Source organism: Streptomyces sp. ATexAB-D23 (assembly GCF_000373645.1).
Taxonomy (GTDB): domain Bacteria; phylum Actinomycetota; class Actinomycetes; order Streptomycetales; family Streptomycetaceae; genus Streptomyces; species Streptomyces castrisilvae.
On the sequence record NZ_KB892047.1, the window covers coordinates 1 to 11,994 of the forward strand.

Annotated in this window: 1 protein-coding gene and 2 pseudogenes; all 3 read right to left on the reverse strand. The window is 73.0% G+C overall.

The window, feature by feature from the left end; translation table 11 throughout:
- Positions 1–2,491 (reverse strand): annotated as a pseudogene (locus tag B082_RS0129520) (type I polyketide synthase); the annotation flags it as partial.
- 155 nt (positions 2,492–2,646) lie between these two features.
- Entirely contained in the window at positions 2,647–10,617 is a 7,971-nt protein-coding gene (locus B082_RS36950; protein ID WP_018555407.1) for a type I polyketide synthase, read from the reverse strand.
- Between the two features lie 31 nt (positions 10,618–10,648).
- Positions 10,649–11,965 (reverse strand): annotated as a pseudogene (locus B082_RS40560) (polyketide synthase dehydratase domain-containing protein); the annotation flags it as partial.
- Positions 11,966–11,994 lie beyond the last annotated feature (29 nt).

The following is an 11,994-nucleotide window of genomic DNA, read 5'->3' on the forward strand; positions in this document are numbered from 1 at the left end:
CCGCGTCGGGGCCGAGTTCCACGAAGCGGGTGACGCCCTGGTCCGCGAGGTGAGCGATCCCATCAGCGAACCGGACCGCCTCACGGACATGACGCACCCAGTACCCCGGCGACATCAACTGCTCCGCGGTCGCCTCGGCACCGGTCACATTGGACACGACACGCATCGACGGCACAGCATACGAAAGCGTCTCGACAACCTCCCGGAACGCGTCGAGCATGGGCTCCATCAACGGCGAGTGAAAAGCATGCGACACACTGAGCCGCTTCGTCCGACGACCCAACGCGGCAAAGTGCTCCGCGACCGCCAACGTCTCCTTCTCCACACCCGACACCACCACCGCCGACGGACCGTTCACCGCCGCCAGCCCCACCCCGCCACCCAGCAACGGAAGCACCTCGGCCTCCGACGCCGCCACCGCCACCATCACCCCACCACCCGGCAACCCCTGCATCAACCGACCACGCGCCACCACCAACTCCGCGGCATCCGCAAGCGACAGCACACCCGCCACATGCGCCGCAACCACCTCACCAATCGAATGCCCCGCCACCACATCCGGCCGAACCCCCCACGACTCCACCAACCGGAACAACGCCGTCTCCACCGCGAACAACCCCGCCTGAGCGAACATCGTCCCACTCAGCAGACCAGCATCCTCACCCCACACCACCTCACGCAACGACCTGCCCAACCGCACATCCAGCTCCGCCACCACAGCATCGAACGCCTCCGCGAACACCGGAAACGCCCCATACAACTCACGCCCCATACCCAGACGCTGCGCACCCTGACCCGTGAACAAAAACGCCGTCAGACCCTCCACCGACGAACCCGCCGACACGACAACATCCGCGCTCTCCCGGCCCGCGGCCAGATCCGACAACACACGCACCGCATCCCCACGATCCCCCGCCAAAACCACCGCACGCTGATCCAGCACCGCACGCGTCGTCGCCAACGAGAAACCCACATCCATCAACGACTCACCCGCATGCGCCTCCACATGAGCAAGCACACGACCCGCCTGCTCCCGAAGCGCCACCACACCCCGCGCCGACAACGGCAACGGCACAACCGACAACGGCACAACCGGACCACCCGGCTCACCATCCCCGACCACCGGCACCACCGGCACCACCGGCGCCTCCTCGATGATCACGTGAGCGTTCGTACCACTCAGCCCGAAGGCCGAGACGGCGGCCCGGCGCGGGCGTCCGAGGTCGGGCCAGGCGATGGCTTCGGTGAGCAGGGAGATATCGCCCGTGGACCAGTCGACGTTCGGTGTCGGGCCGTCCACATGGAGGGTGCGGGGCAGGATGCCGTGGCGGATGGCCTGCACCATCTTGATGACTCCGCCGACGCCGGCGGCGGCCTGGGCGTGCCCGATGTTCGACTTGATGGAGCCCAGGTACAACGGCCGGCCGGCGGGGCGGCCCTGGCCGTACGTGGCGAGCAGGGCCTGCGCCTCGATCGGGTCACCGAGGGTGGTCCCGGTGCCGTGCGCCTCGACCGCGTCGACCTGGTCGGCGGTGAGCTGGGCGGCTGCGAGGGCCTGGTGGATGAGCCGTTGCTGGGCCGGGCCGTTGGGGGCGGTGAGGCCGTTACTGGCACCGTCCGAGTTGACGGCGCTGCCCCGGACCACGGCGAGCACCTGGTGTCCGTGGCGCCGGGCGTCGCTGAGCCGTTCGACGACGAGCATGCCGGCGCCTTCGCCCCAGCCCGTACCGTCGGCGGCCGCCGCGAAGGACTTGCAGCGGCCGTCGGGGGCGAGGCCACGTTCCTGGCTGAAGCCCACGAAGGAGGTGGGCGTGGCCATCACCGTGACGCCGCCGACCAGGGCCAGGTCGCACTCACCGGTGCGCAGCGACTTGACGGCCCAGTCGAGTGCGACGAGGGAGGAGGAGCAGGCCGTGTCGACGGTGACGGCGGGGCCCTGGAGCCCGAGGGTGTAGGAGACCCGTCCGGAGGCGACGCTGGCCAGGCCGCCGGTGCCGCCGTCGGTGGCGTAGTCGTGGTAGACGACGCCGGCGAACACGCCGGTGAGGGAGCCCTTGAGGGAGAGCGGGTCCACTCCGGCGTGTTCCAGGGCCTCCCATGACGTCTCCAGCAGCAGGCGCTGCTGGGGGTCGGTCTCGCGGGCGTCCTTGGGGCTCATCCTGAAGAAGTCGGCGTCGAACCCGTCCGCCTCGTGGAGGAAACCGCCCTCGCGGGCGTACGTGTGTCCGGGTGTGGCGGGTTCGGGGTCGTACAGTCCGTCCACGTCCCAGCCGCGGTTGACGGGAAAGGTCGTGATGCCGTCCCGGCCCTCGGCCACGAGGTCCCACAGCTCGTCGGGGGAGGTCACGCCGCCGGGGTAGCGGCAGCTCATACCGACGATGGCCATCGGCTCGTGTTTCCTGGCCTCGGCTTCGCGCAGACGGCGCTTCACCTGCCGCAGGTCGGCCGTGGCCCGCTGGAGGTAGTCGCGAAGCTTGTCCTGGGTTGCCATCTGTACCTCAACCAATCTCGGTGCGGGTGTCGGCCGTGCCGGGCGGTACCGGTGCCGTGACCGGCGGGGTGCGCGAACGGGTAGTGCGTATCGGTGACAGGGGCCCTCGGGCCGGGGCGAGGCTCCGCCCCGACCCGAGGGCCCTGTCGGTGGGGCTAGAGGAGTCCGATCTCCTGGTCCAGCACGTCGAACAGTTCGTCGTCGGTGACCGAGTCGAGTGCGTCGTCCTCCTCGTGGGTGCGGCCGTCGGCGCCCCCCTGGGTGTCGTGCCAGCGGCGCAGCAGCGCCTCGAGCCGGGAGGTGATCCGCGGGCGGGCTCCGGCATCGAGCTGTGCGGCGGTGAGGCCCGCGTCGAGCTGGTCGAGCATGGCCCACAGGTTCGCGGAGGCGTCCTGTTCCCCGGACCCGTCGTCGATCAGTCCGGTGAGGTGCGCCGCGACGGCGCGGGAGTCCGGGTAGTCGAAGACGAGGCTGGCGGGGAGGCTGAGGCCGGTGGCGCTGCCGAGCCGGCGGCGGAGTTCGACGGCGGCCAGTGAGTCGAAGCCGAGGTCCTGGAAGGCCCGGTCCGCGCCGATCGCCTCGGGGGTGGGGTGGCCGAGCAGGGTGGCGACGTGTGAGCGGACGAGTTCCAGCAGAACGCGGCCCCGCTCCTCCTCGCTCCGGCCGGTTAGGCGCCCGCGCAGTTCGGCGGCAGCGGACAGGCCCGCGCCCGGACGGGTTCCGGCGCGGCCGGGCGTGCGGACCAGTGTGCCGAGTACGGGGGGCAGATGGCCGGCGAGGGCGCGCAGGGCGCCCTGGTCGGGGTGGAGGGCGAACAGTGCGGCGGTCGGGGTGCGCAGCGCGTCGCCGAGGAGTGCCGCGGTGCGCTCGGCGGTCAGCGGCAGCAGCCCGGTTTTGACGGTGGCGTCCTCGGGGGCGAGGGCGACGGCCGTCGCGGGGAGGCCGAGGGTGTGCCGGTGCCGGGCGAGGGCGTCCAGGAAGGTGTGCGCGGCGGCGTGGTGGGCCTCGCCACCGCCATGGACGAGACCGCGGGCCGAGGTGAGGAGGACGAAGGCCGACAGGTCGAGGCCGGCCGTCAGCTCGTGCAGGTTCCACGCGGCGTCGGCGTGCCGCCGCAGCGTCTCGTCGAGGAGGTGCGGGGTCCGTTCGCCGATCGGCGCGCTCTCCCCGGCGGGACCCATGTGGACGACGGCGGTGAGCGGGGCGCCGTCGCGGATGCCGGCCAGGAGGGCGGCCAGGGCCGCACGGTCGGCGGGGTCGCAGTCGCTGACGACCGGTTCGGCATCGGTGCCCGCGGTGAGCGCGTCCGCCTCCTCGGGTGTGATACCGCCGCCGGCGACGAGGACGTGGCCGGCGCCGAGTTCGGCGAGGAGGCCGCGGACCAGGGCGGCGCCCGTCGCGGAGAGTCCGCCGGTGACGAGTACCGTGCCGCCCGCCGCGGGGGCGGGCGTCTCGGGGCCGGGTTCCGCGGGGAGCAGTTTCGGCAGGAGCACGGTGCCGCCCCGGACGGCGAGTTCGTCGGCTCCGGTGGCGAGGGCGTCCGGCAGCGCGGTCGCCGAGGCGTCCAGACCGTCCACATCGGCGAGGACGAACCGTCCGGGGTGTTCGCTCTGCGCGGCCCGGACGAGACCCCATACGGCCGCGTGCCGGACGTCCGGCGCCTCGTCCCCCGCCGCGACGGCGTGCCGGGTGACGACGGCCAGCCGGGTGGTCCCTCCGTCCGGCACGTGGCTGAGGAACTCCCTCAGGTGGGCCAGGACTTCGGCCGCGTGCCCGCGTACGGCATCCGGCTCGTCGCCGGCCGGGGCGGCCAGCGGCAGCAGGACGAAGTCGGGGGCGTCCGCGTCCAGCGGATCGCGCGGGTCGAAGACCGGGAAGGGAAGGCCGGTGCGCGGGTCGTCGAGGGGCCCGGCGGCGGCGAGGACGGCGGTCCTGGATCCGAGGTCGGCGATGTCGACGGGCGCGGGCGCCCACTCCAGCCGGTACAGCGCGCCCAGGGGGGTGCCGGTGGTCAGTTCGGCGGCGGTGACGGGCTTCCACTCGATGTCCTCGGCCGTCAGTACGGGCCGTCCCTCGCCGTCCGCGATGTCGAACGACGCGCGGCCCGAGCCGGTCGGGCCGACCCGTATCCGCAGCTCGGTGGCGCCGGCGCGGTGCACCTGCAGGCCGGTCCAGGCCGCGGGGTTCAGCGGCGCGTCGCCGCCCGGCTCCTCGCCTGCGGACAGGGCCCCGAAGCGGGCCAGCTGGACGGCGGCGTCGAGCAGGGCCGGGTGCAGCGCGCACTGCTCCCGGGCCGTGTCCTCGTCGAGTACGGCGTCGGCGAAGAGCTCGTCCCCGCTCCGCCAGGCGGAGCCGATGGTGCGGAAGGCCGGGCCGTGTCCGTGGCCGAGGGCGAGCAGCCGGTCGTAGAGGGTGCCCGGGTCCACCGGGGTGGCGCCGGGCGGCGGCCAGGCCGCCGTGTACGCGGCCGGTTCGTCGGCGGCCGGTGCGAGTACGCCCCGGGCGTGCCGGACCCAGGCCGGGTCGTCGTCGTCCGCCCGCGCCTCCTGACTCCTGGAGTGGATCTCGACCGTACGGCGGCCGTCTTCCGCGGGTGCGCCGACGGTGACCCGGAGTTCGGGGCCGGAGCCGGTGGCCAGCGGCAGCTGGGCCGTCACCGTCAGCTCGTCCAGGCGGGGGCAGCCGGCCCCCGTTCCGGCGCTGAGGGCGAGGTCGGCGAACGCGGCGGCGGGCAGGACGGGGGTCCCGAGCAGGTCGTGGTCGTCGAGCCAGGGCAGTTCGCCGCGGTTCAGCCGGCCGGTCAGGAGGGCGCCGCCGTCGGGCAGCGCCACGACCGCGCCGAGCAGCGGGTGTTCCGTGGTGCCGATTCCGGCGGCGGTGAGCTCGGCCCCGGCCCGTTCGGGCAGCGCCCAGAACGGTTGGTGGCGGAACGCGTACGTGGGGAGGTCGACGCGGTTCGCTCCGCTCCCGGCGAAGAACTCCGCCCAGTCGACCGGGACATGGCGTACGTGGGCGAGTGCGAGGGCTGCGACGAGCTCCGCCGCCTCGTCGCGGTCGCGGCGCGACAGCGGCAGGAACGCGGCGGTGCTCGTGTCGGGCAGGCAGGCGGGGCCCAGGGCGGACAGCGCCGCGTCGGGGCCGATCTCCAGGTAGGTGGTGACACCCGCCTCGTCCAGGGTGCGTACGGCATCGGCGAACCGCACGGATTCCCGCACGTGCCTGACCCAGTGCCGGGGGTCGGCGAGGTCGGCGGCCGTCACGACGCGTCCGGTCAGGGTGGACACGAGCGGGACGGACGGTTCGGTCACCGTCATCCCGGCGGCGGCGCGCGCGAAGTCGTCCAGCATGGGGTCCATCAATGGCGAGTGGAAGGCGTGCGACACCCGCAGCGGCTTGGCCGAGCGGCCGAGCGCCGCGAAGTGGTCCGTCACGGCCCGTACGGCGGTGGCGGTGCCCGAGACGACGACGGACTCGGGGCCGTTGACGGCGGCGACGGCGACCTCGGCGGTGAGGAGCGGTGCCACCTCGTCCTCGCTCGCCCGGATGGCGGCCATGGCGCCACCCTCCGGCAGCGCCTGCATCAGCAGGCCGCGCGCGGCGACCAGCTGTGCGGCATCCGGCAGCGACAGGGCCCCGCTGACGTGGGCGGCGACCAGTTCGCCGATCGAGTGGCCGGCGAGGAAGTCGGGGTGGACGCCCCAGGACTCCAGCAGCCTGAACTGGGCCACCTCGAAGGCGAACAGCGCCGCCTGGGTGTATCCGGTGCGGTTCAGGGCGGCCTCGTCCTCGCGCACGACGTCGGCGAGCGGCCGGTCGAGATGGGCGTCGAGCGCGGCAACGGCCTCGTCGAAGGCCCGCGCGAAGACGGGGTGGGCGCGGTGCAGCCGCCCGCCCATGCCGAGGCGTTGGGAGCCCTGGCCGGAGAAGAGGAACGCGGTCGGTCCGCCCCCGGTCCTCCCGGGGTCCTGCGCGGTCACGAGCGAGGGGGTGGTGGCGCCGTCCGCGAGCACGGCCAGGTCGCGCATGGCCTGCGCCCGGTCGGTGACCAGGAGCGCGGCGCGCTGTTCCAAGGGGGTGCGGGTGGTGGCCAGGGAGTGGGCGACGTCGAGTGCGCTCGCGGCGGGCCTGGACTCCAGGTGGGCCAGCAGCCTGGCGGCCTGGCGGGCCGTGCCCTCGGGGTCGCGGGCCGACAGGAGCCACGGCACGGGGGCGGGCGTGTTCTGCTCGGTGGCCGCGGGGGCGGTCGGTGCCGCCGGGGCGTCGGCCGCCGGCGCCTCGATGATCACGTGGGCGTTGGTGCCGCTGATACCGAAGGAGGAGACTCCGGCGCGGCGCGGACGGTCCAGCTCGGGCCACGGACGCGCCTCTGACAGCAGGGCGACGTCACCCGTCTCCCAGTCGACCTGGGACGAGGGCTCGTCCAGGTGGAGGGAGGCCGGGAGGATGCCGTGCCGCATCGCCTCGACCATCTTGATCACCCCGGCGATGCCGGCGGCTGCCTGGGCGTGCCCGATGTTCGACTTGATCGAGCCCAGGTACAGCGGCTTCCCGTCGGCGCGGTCCTGGCCGTATGTGGCGAGCAGGGCCTGCGCCTCGATGGGGTCGCCCAGGGTGGTCCCGGTGCCGTGGGCCTCGACGGCGTCCACGTCGGCTGTGCCGAGTCCCGCGTTCGCCAGGGCCTGCCGGATGACGCGCTGCTGGGAGGGGCCGTTGGGTGCCATGAGCCCGTTGCTGGCACCGTCCTGGTTGACGGCGCTGCCGCGCAGGACGGCCAGGACCGGATGTCCGTTCCGACGGGCGTCGGAGAGCCGCTCGATGACGAGCATGCCCGCGCCCTCGGACCACGCGGCGCCGTCGGCGGCCGAGGAGAACGAGCGGCACCGGCCGTCGCGGGACAGCCCGCGCTGCCGGGCGAACTCGATGAACGTCTCGGGGGTCGACATGACGGTCACGCCGCCCACCAGGGCCAGTTCGCATTCGCCCGACCGCACGGCCTGGGCGGCCAGGTGCAGCGCGACGAGGGACGAGGAGCAGGCGGTGTCGACGGCCAGCGAGGGCCCTTCGAAACCGAAGGTGTACGAAACACGGCCGGGGCCCAGCGAACCGGCGGCGCTGTTGCCCGCGTAGTCGTGGTACATCGTGCCGGTGAAGACACCGGTAGTGGTGCCCTTGAGCGAGAGCGGATCGATCGTCGCCCGCTCCATCGCCTCCCACGCGACCTCCAGCATCAGCCGGTGCTGCGGGTCGGTGGTCAGCGCGTCGTTCGGGCTGATCCCGAAGAAGCCGGGGTCGAAGTCGGCGGCGTCGTGCAGGAATCCGCCGTGGCGTACGTAGCAGGTGCCGGGGCGGGTGGACTCGGGGTCGTAGAGACGTTCCAGGTCCCAGCCACGGTTGCGAGGGAATTCGGTGATGGCGTCGACCGCGTCGTCGACGAGTTGCCACAGGTCCTCGGGCGAGGTCACCCCGCCCGGGTAGCGGCAGGCCATGGACACGATGACGACGGGGTCGTCGTCGGCGGACGGCGCGGCCACGGCCGCGACCGCGGTGCTGTCCCCCGCGAGGAGGGTGTCCAGGTGTCCGGCGACGGCGCGGGCGCTGGGGTGGTCGAAGACCAGGGTGGCGGGCAGTCTCAGCCCGGTCGTGGAGGCGAGTTGGTTGCGCAGCTCCATCGCGGTCAGGGAGTCGAACCCGATCTCGGTGAAGGCCCGGTCGGGATCCACGTCGGCCGCGGACCCGTGGCCGAGCACGGAGGCCGCCCGAGCACGCACGAGATCGACCAGGGCGCGCAGCCGCTCCTTGGGCGCCAGGGCGGCCAGGGCGGACCGGGGCTGCCCTGCCGGTACGGCGGAGGCGGCGCGCGCCTTGCGGTGCACCAGACCGGACAGGATGGGCGACGGCGGCTCCACCTCGCGCAGTGTCCTGAGGTCGAGGCGGACCGGAAGGAGCAGCGCGTCGTCCGACTGCCCGGCCTCGTCCAGCAGTGCCAGTGCGTGGGCCGGCACGAGGGGTTCCACGCCGGAGCGGCTCATACGTCGCAGATCGGTGCCGTCCAGCCCACTGGCCATGCCGTCGCCGTCGGCCCACAGCCCCCACGCGAGTGATTGCCCTGGCAGCCCCAGTCCCTTCCGCTGGATGGCGAGGGCGTCCAGGAAGGCGTTGCCGGCGGCGTAGTTGGCCTGGCCCGGATTACCGAGGACGCCGGCGACGGATGAGAAGAGCACGAACGCGGAGAGGTCGAGGTCGGCCGTCAGTTCGTGCAGGTTCCATGCCGCGTCGATCTTCGGCCGCAGAACGCGGGAGAGTTGGCCGGCGGTGAGCGAGCCGAGGGTGGCGTCCTCCAGCACGCCCGCGCAGTGGACGACCGCTGTCGGGGCGTGCGCGGCCAGCAGGGCGCGCGCCGCCTCCCGGTCGGCCAGGTCGCACGCTGCAATGGTTGCTTCGGCGCCCAGACCCGCCAGTTCGGTACGCAGCTCGGTGGCTCCCGGTGCGTCGGGGCCGCGGCGGCCGGTGAGCACCAGCCGCCGGACGCCGTGCACAGTGACGAGGTGACGGGCCACGAGCGCGCCGAGCGTGCCCGTACCGCCGGTGACCAGCACGGTCGCGTCGTCTCCGCCGAACGGTGCGCGGTCCGCCGTGTCCCGCTCCTGGAGGACACGGCTCAGCCGGGGCGCCCACACAGCGCCTTCCCGGAGCGCCGATTCGGGTTCGCCTGAGGCGACCACCGCGGCGACGCCCTGTGGGGCGACGCTGTCGCTGTCTCCGTCGGTGTCCGTGAGCAGGATTCGCCCGGGATTCTCGCTCTGCGCGGACCGCACCAGCCCGGCGACGGCCGCGGCCGCCGGATGTGTGAGCGTCTCTCCCGGCAGGGCGACCGCTCCCCGCGTGACCACGAGCAGCCTGCCGGCCGCGAACCGTTCGTCCGTCAGCCACTCCTGTACGACCCCGAGCGCACGGGCGGTCAGCTCGTGCGCCGCTGACACCGGGTCACCGACGGGCGGCGGGCATTCCCAGACGAGCACGGCGGTCTCGGACACGGGGCCGGCGTTCCGCCGGTCCCAGGGCACGGCGACGACCTCGGGGGCGGCGGCCGGCGTGAGCGGCGTCCAGCGCACGGAGTAGAGGGAACCGCGCTGCGCCGTCCCGGCCGTGGCGTCCATGGACACCGGGCGGGTGACGAGGGCGCCCACGGAGAACACGGGACGTCCTTCGGTGTCCGCTCCGTCCACGGTGACGCTGTCGGCACCGGACGGTGCGATCCTCACCCGGAGGCGGGCCGCGCCGGTGGCGTGGAGGCGAACACTCTTCCACGCGAAGGGGAGATGTGCCGTCCCCTCGTCGCCGGGCGCCGCGTCGGCCCCGTCGAGGAGTGACGCGTGCAACGCGGCGTCGAACAGGGCGGGGTGCAGGCCGTAGTGCTCGGCGTCCGGGGCCGCCACACCGGGCAGGGCCACCTCCGCGAAGATCTCGCGGCCACGCCGCCAGACCGCGTCGAGTCCCTGGAACGCCGGTCCGTACTCATATCCCTGCGCCGCCAACTGGCCGTAGACGTCTACGAGTTCCACCGGAGATGCGTCCTGCGGGGGCCAGATCGCGACGTCGGAGGCAGGTGCCGGTACCTCGGGGAGCAGCACTCCGTCGGCGTGCAGGGTCCACGGTGCGTCGTCCGCTCCGTCGTCCTCGTCCCTCGCGTGCACGGCGACACTCCTGGCGCCGGTCCCGTCGTCGGCGCCCACCACGACCCGGATCTGGACGCCACCGCGGGGCGGCAGCACCAGGGGCGCCTGGAGGGTCAGCTCGTCGAGCACATCGCATCCGACCTGCGCGCCGGCGCAGAGCGCCAGCTCCACCAGGCCCGTCCCCGGGAACAGGATGGACGCGCCCATCCGGTGATCGGCAAGCCATGGCTGGCTGTCGAGGGACAGCCGCCCCGTGAGCACGGGTCCGTCCGTCCCGGGAAGCGTGACGGTGGCGCCGACGAGCGGGTGGCGGGTGGCGCCCAGGCCGAGCGAGCCGGGGTCGCTGCCGCCTGTCTCCGCCTGCATCCAGTACCGCTCGCGCTGGAAGGCGTACGTGGGCAGGTCGACGCGGCGGGCGCCCGTGCCCTCGAAGAACCGGGCCCAGTCCACCGNCCGGAACCTCGACCAACCGCGGAACCAGCACCTCACCCCCACGCACCGCCACCTCCGGCTCACCCGAACCCACCACCACACCCGCAACATCAGCAAACGAACCACCCGCAGGATCCACATCCACCAACACNAACCGACCCGGATTCTCCGCCTCCGCAGCCCGCACCAACCCCCACACCGGCGCCGCACACACATCCACACCCACACCAGCACCCACACCAACCGCACCACGCGTCACCACCACCAACGGACCAACCCCATCACCCTCCAACCAACCCTGAACCGCCTCCAACACCCCACCCAACACCGACCGCACACCCACCACCGGATCCACACCCACCAACACCGGCACCTCAAACACCCCACCCACACCCGCACCCACACCAGACCCCGCAGCACCCGCAGCACCCACCAACGGCCGCCACACCACCTCATGCAACCCACCACCCACACCCGACCCCACCAACTGCTCCACCGACACCGGTCGAGAGACCAACGCGCCGACTGTGAGCACAGGTTGACCGGATCCATCGGCCACCAGGACCGAGACGCTGTCCTGTCCTGCCGGTGCAATCCGGACACGGAGGGCCGATGCCCCCGCCGCATGGAGGGCGACGTCGGTCCAGGCGAAAGGCAGCACGGTCGATTCGTCGGTCCGTGAACCGTCATCGATGAGCGCCACGTGCATGGCCGCGTCAAGCAGAGCGGGGTGCAGGCCGAAGCGCTGGGCGTCGTCGTGCTCCGAGTCGGGGAGTGCGATCTCCGCGTACAGCTCCTCCCCCGATGTCCAGGCAGCCTTGAGTCCCTGGAACACCGGCCCGTAGCCGTAACCACGCTCGGAAAGGAGCTCGTAGGCCCCCTCGACGCTGATCGCCTCTGCGCCCTTCGGCGGCCACGCAGTCAGGTCCGCCGCTGGGACTCTGCCGCCCACGGCAAGGATGCCTTCGGCGTGACGCGTCCAAGGAGCGTGATCGGCACCGTCATCCCGTGAATACACGCTGACCGCACGACGCCCCGCCGGATCGGCCGCGCCGACCGCTACCTGAATCGCGACTCCGCCCTGTTCGGGGATCACGAGAGGCGCCTGCAACGTCAGCTCTTCCAGCAGGTCGCAACCGACCTCGTCGCCTGCCCTGACGGCCAGCTCGACGAAGGCCGTGCCGGGAAGAAGCACGCTGCCCAGCACTCCGTGGTCGGCGATCCATGCCTGATCGGCCAGAGACAGCCTTCCGGTGAGCACCACCTCGTCAGCCTGCGCCAGAGTGACGATCGCCCCGAGGAGCGGGTGGCGGGTGGCGCCCAGGCCGAGCGAGCCGGGGTCGCTGCCGCCTGTCTCCGCCTGCATCCAGTACCGCTCGCGCTGGAAGGCGTACG